This is a genomic window from Anaerococcoides asporogena, assembly GCF_029590275.1.
Taxonomy (GTDB): domain Bacteria; phylum Bacillota; class Clostridia; order Clostridiales; family Clostridiaceae; genus JG1575.
The window spans coordinates 1,356,620-1,372,534 of sequence record NZ_CP120965.1 but is presented as its reverse complement, the minus strand read 5'-3'; the positions used below and the strand labels follow the sequence as shown (position 1 = coordinate 1,372,534).

Annotated in this window: 15 protein-coding genes; 4 read left to right on the top strand and 11 right to left on the bottom strand. The window is 49.8% G+C overall.

What is annotated here, in order from left to right; all coding sequences use genetic code 11:
- Positions 1 to 107 precede the first annotated feature (107 nt).
- Positions 108 to 314: a cold-shock protein gene (locus P6M73_RS06640; protein ID WP_277855327.1), complete on the top strand. Its 207-nt coding sequence runs from the start codon at positions 108 to 110 to the stop codon at positions 312 to 314.
- Positions 315 to 487: 173 nt separating this feature from the next.
- Here the strand turns inward: P6M73_RS06640 and prmA are convergent, their stop codons facing one another.
- The 9 genes from prmA to P6M73_RS06595 all read right to left on the bottom strand — a co-directional run bounded on the left by prmA (position 488) and on the right by P6M73_RS06595 (position 10,746).
- Positions 488 to 1,438: a 50S ribosomal protein L11 methyltransferase gene (gene prmA / locus P6M73_RS06635; protein WP_277855326.1), complete on the bottom strand. Its 951-nt coding sequence runs from the start codon at positions 1,436 to 1,438 to the stop codon at positions 488 to 490.
- Complete coding sequence (gene surE / locus P6M73_RS06630) at positions 1,428 to 2,126, bottom strand: 5'/3'-nucleotidase SurE (RefSeq protein WP_277855325.1); 699 nt, start codon at positions 2,124 to 2,126, stop codon at positions 1,428 to 1,430. Before surE ends, prmA begins: the two co-directional genes overlap by 11 nt.
- Positions 2,127 to 2,517: 391 nt before the next feature.
- Positions 2,518 to 3,675, bottom strand: a complete 1,158-nt coding sequence (dnaJ, locus tag P6M73_RS06625) for a molecular chaperone DnaJ (RefSeq protein WP_277855324.1) — start codon at positions 3,673 to 3,675, stop codon at positions 2,518 to 2,520.
- Positions 3,676 to 3,800: 125 nt separating this feature from the next.
- A complete protein-coding gene (gene dnaK, locus P6M73_RS06620) occupies positions 3,801 to 5,648 on the bottom strand; it encodes a molecular chaperone DnaK (RefSeq protein WP_277855323.1) in 1,848 nt (615 codons plus the stop codon).
- A 77-nt stretch (positions 5,649 to 5,725) separates the two neighbouring features.
- Positions 5,726 to 6,421 (bottom strand): nucleotide exchange factor GrpE, encoded by a 696-nt coding sequence (grpE, locus tag P6M73_RS06615; RefSeq protein WP_277855322.1) that lies wholly within the window; start codon positions 6,419 to 6,421, stop codon positions 5,726 to 5,728.
- On the bottom strand, positions 6,414 to 7,475 hold the full coding sequence (gene hrcA / locus P6M73_RS06610) for a heat-inducible transcriptional repressor HrcA (RefSeq protein WP_277855321.1): 1,062 nt from the start codon (positions 7,473 to 7,475) through the stop codon (positions 6,414 to 6,416). The genes grpE and hrcA overlap by 8 nt, the downstream gene beginning before the upstream one ends.
- A 493-nt stretch (positions 7,476 to 7,968) precedes the next feature.
- The gene (locus P6M73_RS06605) at positions 7,969 to 8,715 is read right to left on the bottom strand and encodes a ribonuclease H-like domain-containing protein (protein ID WP_277855320.1); all 747 of its coding nucleotides are present in this window, start codon (positions 8,713 to 8,715) and stop codon (positions 7,969 to 7,971) included.
- The gene (locus P6M73_RS06600) at positions 8,690 to 9,442 is read right to left on the bottom strand and encodes an HAD-IB family hydrolase (protein WP_277855319.1); all 753 of its coding nucleotides are present in this window, start codon (positions 9,440 to 9,442) and stop codon (positions 8,690 to 8,692) included. The genes P6M73_RS06605 and P6M73_RS06600 overlap by 26 nt, the downstream gene beginning before the upstream one ends.
- Before the next feature lie 329 nt (positions 9,443 to 9,771).
- On the bottom strand, positions 9,772 to 10,746 hold the full coding sequence (locus P6M73_RS06595; protein ID WP_277855318.1) for an aromatic acid exporter family protein: 975 nt from the start codon (positions 10,744 to 10,746) through the stop codon (positions 9,772 to 9,774).
- Positions 10,747 to 11,304: 558 nt separating this feature from the next.
- On the opposite strand from P6M73_RS06595, the gene P6M73_RS06590 reads away from it, so the two are divergent.
- From P6M73_RS06590 to P6M73_RS06580, 3 genes are read left to right on the top strand one after another with little or no spacing between them, the layout of a single operon-like run.
- The gene (locus tag P6M73_RS06590; protein ID WP_277855317.1) at positions 11,305 to 11,529 is read left to right on the top strand and encodes a FeoA family protein; all 225 of its coding nucleotides are present in this window, start codon (positions 11,305 to 11,307) and stop codon (positions 11,527 to 11,529) included.
- Positions 11,530 to 11,534: 5 nt separating this feature from the next.
- Positions 11,535 to 13,283: a ferrous iron transport protein B gene (gene feoB / locus P6M73_RS06585; protein WP_277855316.1), complete on the top strand. Its 1,749-nt coding sequence runs from the start codon at positions 11,535 to 11,537 to the stop codon at positions 13,281 to 13,283.
- A 10-nt stretch (positions 13,284 to 13,293) separates the two neighbouring features.
- The gene (locus P6M73_RS06580; RefSeq protein WP_277855315.1) at positions 13,294 to 13,494 is read left to right on the top strand and encodes a FeoB-associated Cys-rich membrane protein; all 201 of its coding nucleotides are present in this window, start codon (positions 13,294 to 13,296) and stop codon (positions 13,492 to 13,494) included.
- A 202-nt stretch (positions 13,495 to 13,696) separates the two neighbouring features.
- Here the strand turns inward: P6M73_RS06580 and P6M73_RS06575 are convergent, their stop codons facing one another.
- Together P6M73_RS06575 and argS are read right to left on the bottom strand one after the other, a co-directional pair.
- Entirely contained in the window at positions 13,697 to 14,017 is a 321-nt protein-coding gene (locus P6M73_RS06575; protein ID WP_277855314.1) for a DUF1653 domain-containing protein, read from the bottom strand.
- Positions 14,018 to 14,019: 2 nt separating this feature from the next.
- Positions 14,020 to 15,705, bottom strand: a complete 1,686-nt coding sequence (argS, locus tag P6M73_RS06570; RefSeq protein WP_277855313.1) for an arginine--tRNA ligase — start codon at positions 15,703 to 15,705, stop codon at positions 14,020 to 14,022.
- Positions 15,706 to 15,915 lie beyond the last annotated feature (210 nt).

Here is a 15,915-nt window from a genome sequence, read left to right as displayed (position 1 = left end):
CCAATTATAACATGCATATTATTGGATTATTCACATCCTGTTTTCCTGCCTATGTTATAATACTCCGTAACTTAAACAGTACGTTTTTATTAAGGAGATGTTTTTTCATGAAAGAAGGAACCGTTAAATGGTTTAACCAGGAAAAGGGCTATGGCTTCATCGAAGTACCTGGTGAGAAAGACGTTTTCGTGCACTATCGTGCCATTATCTCAGATGAAATGAGAAAATCCCTCGATGAGGGCGATCGCGTCGAGTTTGAATTGGAAGAAGGCCCAAAGGGTCTCCAGGCAGCCAATGTTAAAAAACTGAGATAGCCCAGCAAACGAAACCACCCGACTCATACCGGCAAGACGGTATAAGTCAGGTGGTTTTTTTCATTGCATGGACTTGCGACATCCCCTCTTCCCGATCAATCAGTCAATGAACATTCAGCGTTCAGTGCCTGGATCGGCTGACGAATTGCCTGAATGAAATCCTAAGTCAGGGATTATTCGGCTGCTTTCAATCGAGCCACTACCGCCCGCCAGTCGTTCTCATTGCGCACTTCAAGAACTTCAAAGCCGGATGCACTCAGCTGATCGAGCACATCCTGTTCCCGCAGATGGATGATGCCTGAGCCGATGAACAGACCGCCCGGTTTCAGGACCCGGTCCAAGTCCTTTGCCAGGAAGATGATAACGTCGGCAATAATATTGGCGATAACTACATCGGCCTTGTCGCCGGTTTCATCCAGCAGGTTGCCTTCCTTAACCGTCACCTGGTTCATCTGATTGAGCCTGACATTGATATTTGCAGAATCCACGGCAACCGGATCCAGATCAATGGCCAGGACTTCCTTCGCCCCAAGCTTGGCTGCTGTGATTGCCAGGATTCCAGAACCGGTTCCCACATCAAATACCGTTTCTCCGCCCTTCACATAATCCTGAAGGATCTCAATGCACAGCTTGGTCGTCTCATGGGTGCCGGTACCAAATGCCATTCCGGGATCCATCTCCACCACCAGATCTTCCGGGGCGGCATTGTAATCTTCCCAGGTCGGCTTGATCACGATTCGGGAACCGATCCGGATCGGTTTGTAGTACTTTTTCCAGGAATTGGCCCAGTCTTCTTCGAAAACCTTTTTGCCCTCCACCCGAAATGGTTCGCTGCTGATTCCGAATTCTTTCAGTCCGACGATTCGTTCCCGCAAAAAGGACATGTGCTCTTCCATATTTTCGGTATCCGGGAAATACGCGGTCAGAACCGCTGCTTTTTCCCCTTCCGGGAACAGGTTTATATCGGCAAAATCCCAGGATAACGGTCCTGCTTCTCTTGTCAGAAGATCGGTGGGATCCTCCAGTGAGATTCCTTTGACATTCATTCCATACAAAATCCCTGTCACAGCCTCAATTGCCTCCAGAGGGACAACGATTCTGATTTCATTCCATTCACCATTCATGCTTTTTTTCCTTCCATTGATTCAAAATATCGTAGCGGGTGCGATCAATCCCAATCGGAGTGACCGATACAAATCCATCTTCCCAGGCCGCCAGGTCAGTTCCTTCAGAAAAAGGACGGTTAAGAGACAATGCCTGACGGGTGATCCGGATTCCTTTGGATTGGCTCCGGCTGCCGCCGGGGAAGTTGACATTGAGGACCGAATCGTCATGCCAGAGATTTTCCTCAAACAAAAATTCCAGAACCCGGGCCAGCTCCCGACGTGTCAGCGGATCATCACCCAGCGCTGAGGAGAAGGCCGCGGAAGGGATCCCATAAAGCAGTGCTTCGCTGGCCGCTCCGACTGTCCCGGAATAATTGATGTCTATGCCAAGATTCGTTCCATGGTTGATCCCGGAAAAGACGAAATCAAACGTCAGTCCCAGCCGGTCCATTGCCATAATCACACAATCCGCCGGCTTGCCAGTCACCTGATATGCCCGGATTCCTTCCAGAGCATGGTATTCCGTCACATGCAGCGGTTGGCGAACTGTAATGCCATGGCTCATGGCACTCTGCTCCTCCGCAGGTGCCACGACGGTAACATCGCCGAACCGGGCTGCGGTCTGTGCCAGCAATCGAATGCCGCCAGCGCTGATTCCGTCATCATTCGTGATCAGGATTTTCGGTTTTTCAGTCAGTTGTTTCATCTCCGCTCCTTCCAGGCAGTAGGAAATTGGATCTCTCCCGATGGGAGGGCACGGGTTTAATTCTCTGTGGTGTTCCCATTATAATCCAACTCCGGCTTTCGCAAAAGCCAGAGTTGCTCATACTCCAGCTCAAACTCCTGCTCAAACTCCTGCTCAAACTCGAACTCACGCACATGCTCCGCCTCCGAACATTAACGCCTGCTCATCCTCTTCAGGATTCTTGATCATGCATCAAGATTGAAGGTTCACTGTCCAGCCATCTGGAAACGAAGTAATTCTTCGGTCCGGCTCGAACGTGCCTCGGGCTCGAACGAGCCACGGCCCATGGAAATGGCCAAAGGGGCAGCGGCGCTGTTCCTTTGGCCATTTAAGCATTTGCCGTCAAAGCAATTTAGAATATCCCGAATTTTCGTTTTTTGTCGGCGGATTTCTTCTCACCGGCTTTTTTATCGGAGGCTGAGAATCCGGATGCTGCCAGATAAGCCTGCAGAGCTTCCTTCTGGGCATCATTGAGTTTTTGCGGCGTATCCACAATCACATTGACAAACTGGTCTCCGCGCTGATCCGATTTGGAATTGACCAGGGGAACTCCTTTGCCCTTGAGCCGGAATACCGTGCCGGATTGCGTTCCCGCAGGAATCTTGTAGCTCACTTCGCCATCCACTGTCGGGACACGGGTTTCCATGCCCAGGGCAGCCTGTGCAATATCAATATGCTTATCGATGAAAATGTTGGTGCCTTTGCGGACAAACGTTGAGCTGGGCTTGACCCTCAGCACCAGATGCACGTCTCCGGCGGGACCGCCTTTAAAGCCGGCACTGCCCTGGCCGCGCAACGGAATCACATTGTTGCTGTCTACGCCCTTGGGGATGTTCACCGTGACTTTGCGCTGGGTTCTGACCCGTCCCTTGCCGCGGCAGGTCGGACATGGTTCCTCAATTACCTCGCCTTCGCCATGACACACATCACAGACAGTTTCCGTCATCATATTGCCAAACATCGTCTGGCGCTGGGTGCGGATCCGGCCGGATCCCTGGCATTTGGAGCAGGTCCGTTTCTTGGATGGATCCTTGGCACCTGAACCATGGCAAGTATCACAGGTATCGTCCACTGTGAGGTTGATTTCCTTCTTCGTTCCGAATACGGCCTCCTCAAAGGTCAGATCCAGGTAGTATTCGATGCTTTCACCGCGACGGGGCGCATTGGCACTTTGCTGCCGACCTGATGAACCGGTGAAGCCTCCGAAGAACTGGCTGAAAATATCGCCCATATCGAAACCTTCAAAATCATATCCGGCATATCCTCCGCCCTGTCCGAAGCCACCATTGAAATCCGTGGTTCCGTACTGGTCGAACTGAGCTTTTTTCTGCGGATCGGAAAGAACCTGATACGCTTCATTGATCTCTTTGAATTTTTCCTCTGCCGCTTTGTCACCCTGGTTTCGATCCGGATGATACTTTATTGCCAGTTTGCGGAAGGCGCGCTTTATTTCTTCTTCGGTGGCATCCTTGGTCAGGCCAAGGAGCTCATAATAATCTTTATTGGCCATATTTACTCCCGTTCGTCAAGATTTTGAGAACCAGGCAGCCTGGTTCTCAAAATGACTTGTTGGTTATGATTTTTTCTGCTGCATGGATCACTCCATGACATTCCACTGAAACAGTGTATCAGAAATTACTGCTTGTCTTCAACCTCGAAATCTGCATCAACGACATTGTCGGGACCGGACTGTGACTGATCAGCTGTTCCCGCTTCCGGGCCGGCACCTTCCTCCGCAGAGGCCTGAGCGCTTGCCTGGTAAACCTTGGAGGATACCTCGTAGAAGGCCGTGGTCAGCTCATCCTGGGCTTTTTTAACCGCCTCCAGATCTTCGGAATCGGTCAGTTTCTTCAGCGCTTCGAGTTTCTCCTCGATGCTCGCCTTATCAGCGGCATCTACCTTGTCCTCGATATCCTTCAAAGCTTTTTCAGTCTGATAAACAGCCTGTTCCGCGTTGTTTTTGATTTCAACCCGTTCTTTCTTCAGGCGGTCTTCTTCCGCGAAGCGTTCTGCTTCCTGAACAGCCTTGTCGATATCAGCTGAAGTCATGTTGGAAGAGGCGGTGATCGTGATATTGGCTTCCTTGCCGGTTGCCTTGTCCACAGCGGTTACCTTGACGATACCGTTGGCATCAATGTCAAAGGATACTTCAATCTGCGGGATGCCGCGCGGTGCCGGAGCGATTCCGGAGAGCGTGAAGCGACCCAGTGTCTTGTTGTCCATGGCCATTTTGCGTTCACCCTGAACTACATGGACGTCGACTGAAGTCTGACCATCTGCTGCCGTGGTGAAGATCTGGCTCTTTTTGGCCGGAATCGTGGTGTTCCGTTCGATGATCGGGGTTGCAATTCCGCCCATGGTTTCAATTCCCAGGGTCAGCGGAGTAACATCCAGCAGGACAATGTCTTTGACGTCTCCGGTCAGAACACCGGCCTGAATGGCGGCACCCAAAGCGACCACTTCGTCCGGGTTGACACCCTTGGTGGGTTCCTTGCCTGTAAATTCCTTTACGATATCCTGAACTGCCGGGATTCTGGTGGATCCACCGACCAGGATTACCTTATCAATGCCGGATACTTTCAGTCCTGCATCCTCAATGGCCTGCTTCATGGGCTGCATCGTGGCCTTGACCAGATCGTCGGTAAGTTCATTGAACTTGGCTCTGGACAGTGACATATTGATATGCTTGGGTCCGGTGGCATCCGAGGTAATGAAGGGAAGGTTGATCTGAGCCGTTGTAGCGGAAGACAGTTCAATCTTTGCAGCCTCAGCAGCATCCTTGAGGCGCTGCATGGACATTTTATCATTGGTCAGATCGATGCCGTTGGACTTCTTAAACTCTTCAGCGATCCATTTTACGATTCTCTGATCGAAGTCATCTCCGCCCAGCTTTGTGTTTCCATTGGTGGAAAGAACTTCGAAAACGCCATCTCCAAGATCCAGGATGGATACATCAAATGTTCCGCCGCCCAGATCGTAGACCAGAATCTTGTGAGCGTCATCGGTTTTGTCAATACCATAAGCCAGGGATGCGGCCGTCGGTTCATTGACGATACGCAGGACTTCAAGTCCGGCAATTTTTCCGGCATCTTTGGTTGCCTGGCGCTGGCTGTCGTTGAAGTAAGCCGGAACCGTGATAACCGCCTGGGTAACGGTTTCGCCCAGGTAGCTTTCCGCGTCACGCTTCATTTTCTGAAGGACCATTGCTGAAATTTCCGGTGCGGTATACTTCTTGCCATTGACGTCTACTTTAAAGTCGGTTCCCATCTGGCGCTTGATGGAAGCGATGGTGTGGTCCGGATTGGTGATTGCCTGCCGCTTGGCTGTTGCTCCTACGAGCAGGTCTCCGTTGGGCTGGAATGATACGACGGAGGGTGTCGTCCGGGCTCCTTCGGAGTTCGGGATGACTACCGGGTTTCCGCCTTCCATAACCGCTACAACTGAGTTTGTGGTACCAAGGTCTATTCCAATTACTTTTGCCATAATAAGCCTCCTAAATATATCTTGAATCTAATATTTTGCTTGTTGTTTAAAATCAGCCTCGGTGAAGCATCCGCTGATTAGTTTGCTACTTTGACGACGGTATGGCGAATGACTTTATCACCGATCTTATACCCTCTTAAAAACACTTCCGAAATTTCTTTTTCTCCCTTATTATCATCCACTTCATGCATTACGGCCTCATGGTAATGGGGATCAAAGGGCTGATCCGTGGGAATTTCCTCCACCCCGAACCGCTGCATGGCCTGAACGAACTGGTCCAGCGTCATCTGAACGCCATCCTTTAATCCGGGCAGGTCATCCGTTTCCGAAATAAGCGCACGCTCCAGATTATCGATGACCGGGATAATATCCTTGAGCAGATTGGAAGTACACTGAGCGGAAAGCTCTTCCTTTTCCCGGGCAGAGCGCTTCCGGTAATTATCATACTCCGCAGACAGCCTGGTCAGGCGATCCTTGAATGCATCCAGCTCGTTTCCAAGCTTTTTATTCTCATCTTCCAGGTTCTTGATTTTTCGTCTGAAGAATATCATCTCATCCTCTTCTCCGGCGGAGGAAGCGGCTGCTTCGTCCTCACTGATTGTCGGGGCTTGCTCGTTCGATCCGTCGGATTCCGAATGAACCGGTTCCATCGGTTCCGGATCTTTTCCATTCGCTTCAGGGCTTTGACTCGCCATGGTCTCTTCTGCTCCGGCAGCCTGAGTCATTGCCTCTTCTTGCTTCAAAAGATCCTCTTTGTCTTTCCACTTATCCATCGTCCGTCTCCTCTGTGATATTTCTCAGTTTGCGGTTTAATTCATCAACAACACTCTTCAGGATTGAGCTCATTTTGGAATAATCCAGTCGCTTTGGTCCCAGGAGATTGATTGTTCCCACATCCTGTCCATTCAATTTATATTTAGCCGAGATAATCGACCAGTCTTTCGTTTCCGGTAAATTCGTTTCCTCGCCGATCACAATTCGGAATTCGTCCTCGCAATCTTCACAGGACTCGACATTGACCATCAGTTCATCGGGATTTTCCAAGACTTCCAGTACTTCTCTTGCCTTTTGGATATCATTGAATTCCGGATAGTCGAGGATATTGTTCTTGCCTTCTACGATGTAGCCATTGCTTTCATCGTAGAGCGCATCATGAACAGCGGCCATGATGGAGGCAAACAGTTCGGAATGTCCGGCCAGATCACGACGGATTGAATCCATAATTAAAATATCGATTTCCGAAGCTGCCAGTCCGGACAACTTGCCCGTCAAAAGATTCGACAGCATCAGAAGATCCTGCGGTTCCGGGACATCCTTGGTATCGAGAATCGTATTTTTCACCTGGTTGTTGCCAAGTACCAGCACCACCATGATGTGATGCTCACCCAGCGAGACCAGCTGAACCGTTCGGATCTGGGAAAATCGGGTAGAGGGCTTTCTGGTAATGATAGCCAGATTCGTCAGCTGCGACAGCATCTGCGAGGTTTGGCGGATGATCTTGTCTATTTGAAAGGAAGCGATGGACAGGATCTGCTTTTCAATCAGAGCAATTTCCTCTCTGGTAGCCTCTCCCCGTTCCATCAGCTGATCCACATATACCCGATACCCTTTCGAAGATGGGATCCGTCCGGCTGATGTATGAGGCTGCTCGAGGAAACCCATCTCTTCCAGATCGGACATCTCGTTGCGGATGGTGGCCGGACTGATGCCCAGGTCATATTTTTTCGCCAGGGTCCTTGATCCAACCGGTTCACCGGTTGAAACATAGTCTGAAATGATGGCTTTGAGTATTTCCAGCTTCCGATCATTCATTCCGTCTTCCAGCATTCCCCCACCTCCTTACTCTGTTAGCACTCATCTTGTTCGAGTGCTAATTAACCCATAACTAGGATATCATTTGAGGGAAACCATGTAAACCCTTTTTATTAGATTTAAATATTAAAAATACATGAAATCCAGGATTTCCTCACCCGATTTCTCGCTTCCGATTTCCTCAACCAATCGAACGCAAAAATAACCCTGAGCTCGCGCTCAGAGTTATTTTCATGAATTGAATCAAATGGGGTGATCGACAGACCAGCCCGATGCCTGCATGGGTTCGGCTGAACGGGTTCGCTGCACGAATTCTCATCGGCGTGTTGAATAAATTCTTACAGACTCTCCAAAGAAAATGATCTGGCTGTTTCGGTTTCTTCATTATATATATTTCAATCATCCGAAAGCCCGCGGAAAATTATGCAAAGTATTCAAATTCTTACTCAATCAAGGAAATCCTGTCCTTTTTTTCTGCTTGCATAGCTCTGCACCGATGTATGCCGGATTACGATTCGGAATGGGACTGATCCTCGACGACTTCTCTGGCCATCTGCCTTTGCTGCTGGGCGGCTTTTCTCTCCCCGAGAAAACGATCCACCTCCACCTGAGAGATGTCCGGCCAGGCATCCAGAATATAATAAAGATTGACTACATCCATGCGATTGTATTCCAGCAGGCGGCTCTTCTTTTCAGTCGGCATGCGCAGGATATAATTCGGATCGGCCATGACCGCGGCAAATGTCTTGGCTATGGTGGACCCTGAAATCGACGGACCCGTCCGTTCCACACCGGCGAATTGTTCCAGTGCGTTCAGACCGATCATTGCTGAGAAATCTTTATGGAATCGAGTCTGCAGGTCCACAACTTGAAACACCTCCCGCAGATTGGTGTTCAGTCCAAACTTGTGAAACATGGCGTGAAGAACCATCAGATCATTCCGGGCAGCGAAGGCAACCAGATGATCGTACCCTTCCCTGCGCTTGCGCATCAGATACTCGTGACTGCGGAGCACCATGGTCTTTAAATCCGTTTTATTTTCCAGGAAATACTGAGTGCAGATGAGTTCGTCGTTTTCCCGGACCGCAGCCCCAAAAATGCCCAGTGCAATGGGTTTATGATAAATATAATGTTCCAGGTCCAGATAAACGGACCGGGATGTCAGTTCTGTTTCCTCCGGCCCAGCCCCGGGATTGGCCGTCAACTCCCGGAGCTCCGGGCCATACAGCTTATACCGTGTGATTTGTTCGATCATCGACCAGCTCCACCTGACTCAGATTCATTCGATAAATCACATCTTTGCGTTCCACGATACAGGTTGCCTTGGCCATCAGCTCCGGATCATTCCGGACCAGGTTAATCAACTCCCTGGTTGGATTGATCAGATTGGGATAGCCAGTCAGGCGGAACATCGAGATATCCGCTGCCGTATCGCCGTAAGACCAGGACTGACTCAGATCGATATCATGGGTAACCGCCAGTTCTTCCAGTGCCTGCTGTTTGCTTTCGGCGGTCCACATGGGAATGATTTCTCCGGTATACCGGTGATTCCGATCCATCAGATAGCGGGAACCGCGAAAATCATCAAAGCCATAGAATTTCGCCATGGCTCCTACCAGTTCATACGGACTGCCTGACACGGTGATGCACATGTGGCCCTGTTCCTTATGCCACTGAATCCGCTGTCTGGTATACACATAAGTCCTCATGGCCTTATCTTCAATGACCCGCTTTACAATATGCTGAACCAGAGACCGATGATGTCCCATGATCGCCTGGGTATACATGCTGGACATCTTCAGCAGATACATGTCATATGTGCCCAGCCGGCGATCCCAGTTCACAAACTCCGGACGGACTTCATCATACCATTGCTCATAGCTGATGATTTCACATTTTACAAGCATCTTAAAGAGGTCAGCGATGAACCCTTCCCGGTATAGCGTGCCGTCAATGTCAAAAAATGCTGCAGTTTTTTTCATTCAGACCCCTTCTTCCATCTTTTATTTATTAACTCCTGTTCTCCTGGGCGGGCGAACTGGTTTAATATTCCATAATTTCTTGTCCGTGGACTCTTTCTCATCTTGTTCATGGCGTCTTTCAACAAGGCAACTCAGACTTAAGAACACATCCAGGGATAGCAACGTAGGCTGGTCTGCAGGCACAACAAGTCAGCCCCAATCGCCAAACCCAAATTGACCACAGGTCATCTCCCGAGTAAAGAATGAGATCACCAGGCCATCCGATCATCGGGTATTATATATATCTTCATTGTATCGATTTTCAGTCAGCCTGTCTTGCCAAAGATGATCTACCTGGTACGGTTATAGTAATTTTGCTTCAGATCCATCATGAGTTCCAAGTCACTGACAAAGTCATAGAGCGTAGCCCGACATTCAAACTCTTCTTTTGAAGCAGGCAGATCCATCTGATGGAAATGCTCCTGATACTGTCTGATCTGCTCGGCGGTGGATCCGGAAAACTCCATCTGATTCACCTGAAGTGCCAGCAGCTCGGTTAATCGGCCGACAATGGCAGTTTCCTGACCCGACCGTTTAATTCGGAGCAAATATCGCTCCAGATGCTTCATGACTTCCAGCTGACTAAGGCGCATATCCAGGTAACTGATCCGGTCCTCCAGGTTCCGCCTCTCGAAATTTGAGGATTCCTGTTCCACCCGCTCGCGGGCTCTCTCAAGCAGATTGGTCAGTTCAGCCATCAGATGCGGCCGAGGCGCCACTTCATCTGACTTCAGGCGGGAAGCCAGGTGAAGCAAAACCTCCTTCAACTTCTCCTCAATGGCTGCTACGTCTGCCTGCAATTGAGTTTCGATACTGGGAATGTGCAGGTTCACCAGCAGTGCACATCCAGCACCGATTACCATCTGCATAAACTCATTGCCCAGCCAGCCGGGCGCAACGGATCGAATGGCCAGCAAATGAGTCACCAAAACTGAACAAGGCACAATGGCTTCGTGGAATCCAAATCGAACCGCGATGGGTATAAACATTAAAAGGTAAAGACCGAATGCTACTGATGTGAACCCAAAGGTTAGAAACATCAGAGAACCGATGCTGAGAGCTACCAGTGTCGCGATGAGACGCTGCCTTGCCAGGTTAATGGATTTCCGTTTTGTATTCTGGACACTCAATATGGCAATAATTCCTGAGTTCCCTGCGTAACTCAATCCAATGAGCTGAGACAGAAATATCGCCGCGGTAGCCGCCACTGCTGTCTTCAGGGTTCGAAACCCAATCCTTGTTTTTATTAATTTAGTGACTTCCATTTTTCCCTCTTTTCCCCTGGATCCTCTGATCCCGCTGATCGGACTGTTTTAAAATGAATTGAATGTGCAGAAGCCGATGATTCCGGCGATTCTGTTCCGAGGGATCAAGCAAATTCATCGACTTGCAGAATACGTTTTCTCACAAATCAGTCCGATGTTCCTGAGACACCCGCTTATCCATTCGTGCTAGCCCAAGCTTGGCTGGAATCGCCACAACAGAGTCTTCCTGGTTAAATTTTACCGCATGACAAGGAATCTCGCTCACTTTTTTTCTGTGAAACCAGCGCTCCCGCTTATTTCTTGTCCAGGAACCCGGGGCTATTTGATCCGAGCAGCTGGTTCAAACAATCGAGGCAGCTGACGGTTACGTGTCCCGAGTGCGATTATCACTGTTGCTCCAAGGCTTCCGCTGATTATTCACTACCGTTGTAATGGCGAAAGATAAAATATTAACATTCGAAATGTTTTATTGACACGAAATCTTTGTAAAGATATAATGAACTTGAAGTTAATGATAATGATTTTCAATACTGATTAGTTCTTAAGGAGTGACCTTCCATGACAAACATAAATCGACTGAATATAGGCCAATCCGGCAAAATAGTGAAAGTAGAGGGCGATGCCCGTCTAACCAAGCGTCTGCAAGCTTTGGGATGCATTCCCGGCACGGTGCTGGAACTGGTGCGTATCGCTCCCCTGGGAGATCCGCTGGTGGTTTCCTTCCGCGGATTCAATCTGGCCATCCGTAAAAAGGATGCCTCTTCCATCTTTGTGGAGATCTAGGCTCTATGGTCATCGCATTGCTTGGGAATCCCAATGTGGGAAAAACGACTCTGTTCAATCTTCTGACGGGCAGCAACCAGTATGTTGGAAACTGGCCTGGCGTCACAGTAGAAAAAAAGGAAGGCTGGCACGGCGATATGAAAGTCGTCGACTTGCCAGGTATCTACGCGATGGATACTTACTCCAATGAAGAGAAAGTATCCAAAAACTTTTTAACCGAGGAAAAACCCGATCTGATCGTCAATATTCTGGACGCCTCGAACCTTTCGAGAAATCTTTATCTGACGAGTCAGGCTTCCGAATTCGGCATCCCCATGATCATTGCCCTGAACATGCTTGACATGGCAAAGAATAAAGGGATTCAGATTGACCCCGGCAAACTAAGTCAGAATATTGGCCTGCCGGTGATCCCCATCGTGGCTGCCAAGGGTCAGGGCATTGATGAACTGGTGAAACAGATCAAGTCAGGCGCAGGCCAGGTGACCTCCCTCCTGAAACCCCAGGCCAACGAAGCCAGAACTTACGAGAAGATCGATGCCATTGTCGCTGATTCACAGACTGGCGAAGGCAAAGTCCATGCGCTGACCGACACCATAGACCGGATTGTGCTGCATCCCGCAGCAGCTTACCCCATTTTCCTGCTACTGCTGTTTCTGGTCTTTAAACTGACCTTCTCCTGGGTGGGTGATCCCCTGTCCGGTGCCTTTGAAGAATACATCATCGGCCCCTTTGGAAGCCTGATTGACCACTTACTGGTCAATTCGTCCGACTGGTTCCGCAGCCTGGTTATCGACGGAGTCATTGGCGGAGTCGGTTCCGTGCTCGTGTTCCTTCCCATCATCATGACACTGTTTTTCGGGATTTCAGTTCTGGAAGAATCCGGCTACATGGCTCGGGCAGCCCTGATCATGGACCGTCTGATGCGCCGGGTGGGTCTTTCCGGAAAAGCGTTCATTCCCATGATTATCGGATTTGGCTGCTCGGTACCTGCGATCATGAGTGCCCGAACCCTTGAATCGGAAAAAGATCGAAAACTGGCGGCGCTGCTGGCACCATTAATGTCCTGCAATGCCCGACTGCCCGTATATATGCTGTTCAGCAGTCTTTTTTTTGCCAGGTACCAGGAGCTTGTGGTAATGAGCCTGTATCTTCTGGGTGTTTTCATCGCATTTATTGTGGGCCTGATTTTCAAGAATACTTTGTTCCGCAAAGAAGAAGAACCCCTTCTGATCGAACTGCCTGACTACCAGATTCCCCGCCTAAAGTCTCTGGTCCGAAACACCTGGGACAAAGGCAAAGGATTCATCCGCAAAGCTTCGACCATTATTTTCTCCTTATCCGTTCTGGTATGGTTCCTGTCCAACTTCAACTTTACCGGTATGGTTGACATCCCGGACAGCCTTCTGGCCGGACTGGGTACGGTGACAGCCCCCCTGCTCGCCCCCCTTGGTTTTGGCACCTGGCAGGCTTCGGTGTCCCTGATTGCCGGTTTAATGGCGAAGGAAGTCGTCATCTCCACCATGGAGATTGTCTACCAGGGTGATCTGACACAAATTCTGCCAACCGTCTTCAACCCGCTGTCCGCCTATGCCTTTTTAGTCTTCGTCCTTCTGTACACGCCCTGTGTGGCGGTTATCGCGACGTTCAAGAAAGAATTCGGAACCCGCATGATGCTTCTGTCCGTCAGCTACCAGCTGGGACTGGCATGGATCGTTTCATTCCTGGTGTATCAGCTGGGACAGCTCATCTTTTAGGAGTCCAAACATGAAAACTTTTGAAATTATCATGGCCATCGCGCTGCTGATCCTGGCCGTCTGGCTCTTTCTTCGGGCAGTCAGCTCCAAAAGCAAGGGAGTCAGCAATTGCGGCACCTGCGCGGCCAAATGTCCCAACCGCGATACCGGCGAAGGCTGTGGCGAACTTGTGTTTTTGAACCGTCCGGCAAATGATAAGACTTCAGATTAACATCAATCAATAGTCCTTCTAATCTCTCTTCGAGTGAACATGTCAAAGATTCGAAAAGACCTTAAATAGCCACACTAGCCGGCTAGATTCCAATCCACGACAAATTGTCTGGCCTGCCCGCATATCAAAAAACCAGAAGAGTCCATCAGGGCTCTTCTGGTTTTTTGATGTTAGTGAATGTCAGGGCCTATGGTCACTGCCATTACTCTTCCACAACGGACAGCCCCATCAGTCGAAGCAAATTCTGGGCTTTGGTCAACAACTCGACTTTGTCCTGGATGGAAATTCCGGTGGCATCGCTTTCCAGAAACCGGAATTCTTGCCCAACTATGCTTTTTCCGGCTTCGATTGGTTCCAGAAACATGTCCCGCGGTCGAACAAAGAGAGCCGGTCCCGGCAGATAGAGCGGAAAGTAAGTCACGAAAACTTCCCTGGTTTCAGTATGTGTCGATTCCCCGATCACAAAATACCAGTTATTTTTATAGTGGCGGTACAAACCGCCGGGAATAATCCGTCGTTCCATTATTACATCCGTTCCACAACATCGATGCCCAGAAGTCCCAGTCCGTTGGCGATGACCTGGCAGGTGGCTTCCACCAGTTTCAGCCGGGCATTGCGCAGTGAGGGTTCGGAGTTGCCAATGTTGATGTTGTTATAGAATTTATTGAATGTCTTGGCAACATCAAGGATGTAGCGGGTGAACACGCTGGGTTCGTATTTTTCTAATGCTTCCCGTTTCGCGTCATTGTAATGCTCCAGAACTTTCGCCAGTTCGAATTCCTCTTTCTCCTTCAACGCAGTCAGATCGCCCTCTCCGGTTGAAACATTCTTGCGCAGAATGCTGCGGCCTCGGGCATAGGTGTACTGAACATAGGGCGCAGTTTCGCCGTCAAAGTTCAGCACCTCGTTGAGGTCGAACATAATTTCCTTTTCCCGGGAGTTTTTCAGGTAAATGAACTTCACCCCGCCGATTCCGATCTTACGGGCTACTTCTTCCTTGTTTTCCAGCTCCGGGTTCTTTTCCTCAATAATATCGCGGGCTCTCTGGATGGCTTCCTTCAAAAGGTCGGTCAGATAGAACACCTTGCCTTCCCGTGTGGAGAACTTCATCCCCTGGAACTTCACCAGACCGAATCCGACATGGATCAGGTCCTTGGCCCACTCATTGCCCATCAGCTCCACCACTTTGAATACCTGGCGGAAATGAAGCGACTGGGGCGATCCCACCACGTACAGACATTTGTCGAAATCATACGTCTGTTTGCGATAGATGGCAGCGGTGACGTCCCGGGTACAGTAGATGGTAGATCCGTCGCTCTTCAAAATGATGGCAGGAGGCATGTTCCATTCATCCAGCATGACCACCTGAGCTCCCTGAGATTCAGTGAGCAGACCCTTTGCCCGGATCTGGTCAATCACCTGGGGCATGTAGTCCGAATAGAACGCTTCGCCTTTGAGCGAGTCAAATTCGATATTCAGGATATCGTAAACCTTCTGGAAATCCTTCAGGGACAAATTCTTGAAGCGGTTCCACAGGCCGGTCTCGTACTCAGCGCCGGCTTCCAGATTCTTGAAGTGACGGCGGCCTTCTTCGTCCAGGGCAGGATTTTTTTCAGCCTCATCGTGGAACTTGACGTAGATCCGAAGCAGCTCCCCAATTGGATCGGCTTCCAGTGCGGCTTCATCTCCCCACATGCGATAAGCGTAAATCAGCTTGCCAAACTGTGTGCCGTAATCGCCCAGATGGTTAATGCCGACAGTATCGTAGCCTTCTGACTGGTACATCCGGTACAGGGCATTGCCCAGACAGGTCGTGTACATCAGCGCTACATTGAAAGGTTTGGCGATATTGGGAGAAGAATATTCTACCAGGATCTTTTTTCCGGTGCCGGTATTTTCATTTCCGTACTCTACTCCCGATTCCAGGATCTTCTTCACGATATTGCCGACAAACTCGCCCTTATCAAGGAAAAAATTCAAGTAGGGTCCCAGGGCTTCGACTTTCTCGAGTCCGGCCGGGTCTACCTGATCGGCCAGTTCCTTCGCAATGACCGGCGGTGCTTTGCGCAGCTCCTTGGCCAGCGTATAGCAGGGAAAGGCGAAATCGCCCATATCCGAGCGTGGCGGGATCTCCATTAAGGCGTAGATTTTGTCTGCATCCAGTCCGGATGCCTGGGCAATCTTGTTTGCCACCATCAGTTTATAGTCCATTTCTTTATGCTCCTTTGACAGGATCGCCGGGGATCCCCAAAAATGAAACCCTTCACTTTGAAGGGATTAGTCTTGCCGGATCAAGCATTTTCCGGATCAACTTTACCTCTTATTATACTGTAATCTGCCGGAACCTTCAACGGATCGGGAATCGGCTTGCCATGTACTGCCCTATGCTGTCATGGGTTGCCATTGTTCCCATGGGTTGCC

What these genes read in the sequence shown, in the direction of transcription:
- hrcA (WP_277855321.1), bottom strand. Translation starts at nt 7,475, where the DNA reads ATGCTGGAAGACGGAATGAATGATCGGAAGCTGGAAATACTCAAAGCC.
- dnaK (WP_277855323.1), bottom strand. Translation starts at nt 5,648, where the DNA reads ATGGCAAAAGTAATTGGAATAGACCTTGGTACCACAAACTCAGTTGTA.
- P6M73_RS06640 (WP_277855327.1), top strand. Translation starts at nt 108, where the DNA reads ATGAAAGAAGGAACCGTTAAATGGTTTAACCAGGAAAAGGGCTATGGC.
- feoB (WP_277855316.1), top strand. Translation starts at nt 11,535, where the DNA reads ATGGTCATCGCATTGCTTGGGAATCCCAATGTGGGAAAAACGACTCTG.
- prmA (WP_277855326.1), bottom strand. Translation starts at nt 1,438, where the DNA reads ATGAATGGTGAATGGAATGAAATCAGAATCGTTGTCCCTCTGGAGGCA.
- P6M73_RS06590 (WP_277855317.1), top strand. Translation starts at nt 11,305, where the DNA reads ATGACAAACATAAATCGACTGAATATAGGCCAATCCGGCAAAATAGTG.
- grpE (WP_277855322.1), bottom strand. Translation starts at nt 6,421, where the DNA reads ATGGATAAGTGGAAAGACAAAGAGGATCTTTTGAAGCAAGAAGAGGCA.
- P6M73_RS06595 (WP_277855318.1), bottom strand. Translation starts at nt 10,746, where the DNA reads ATGGAAGTCACTAAATTAATAAAAACAAGGATTGGGTTTCGAACCCTG.
- surE (WP_277855325.1), bottom strand. Translation starts at nt 2,126, where the DNA reads ATGAAACAACTGACTGAAAAACCGAAAATCCTGATCACGAATGATGAC.
- P6M73_RS06605 (WP_277855320.1), bottom strand. Translation starts at nt 8,715, where the DNA reads ATGATCGAACAAATCACACGGTATAAGCTGTATGGCCCGGAGCTCCGG.
- argS (WP_277855313.1), bottom strand. Translation starts at nt 15,705, where the DNA reads ATGGACTATAAACTGATGGTGGCAAACAAGATTGCCCAGGCATCCGGA.
- dnaJ (WP_277855324.1), bottom strand. Translation starts at nt 3,675, where the DNA reads ATGGCCAATAAAGATTATTATGAGCTCCTTGGCCTGACCAAGGATGCC.
- P6M73_RS06580 (WP_277855315.1), top strand. Translation starts at nt 13,294, where the DNA reads ATGAAAACTTTTGAAATTATCATGGCCATCGCGCTGCTGATCCTGGCC.
- P6M73_RS06600 (WP_277855319.1), bottom strand. Translation starts at nt 9,442, where the DNA reads ATGAAAAAAACTGCAGCATTTTTTGACATTGACGGCACGCTATACCGG.
- P6M73_RS06575 (WP_277855314.1), bottom strand. Translation starts at nt 14,017, where the DNA reads ATGGAACGACGGATTATTCCCGGCGGTTTGTACCGCCACTATAAAAAT.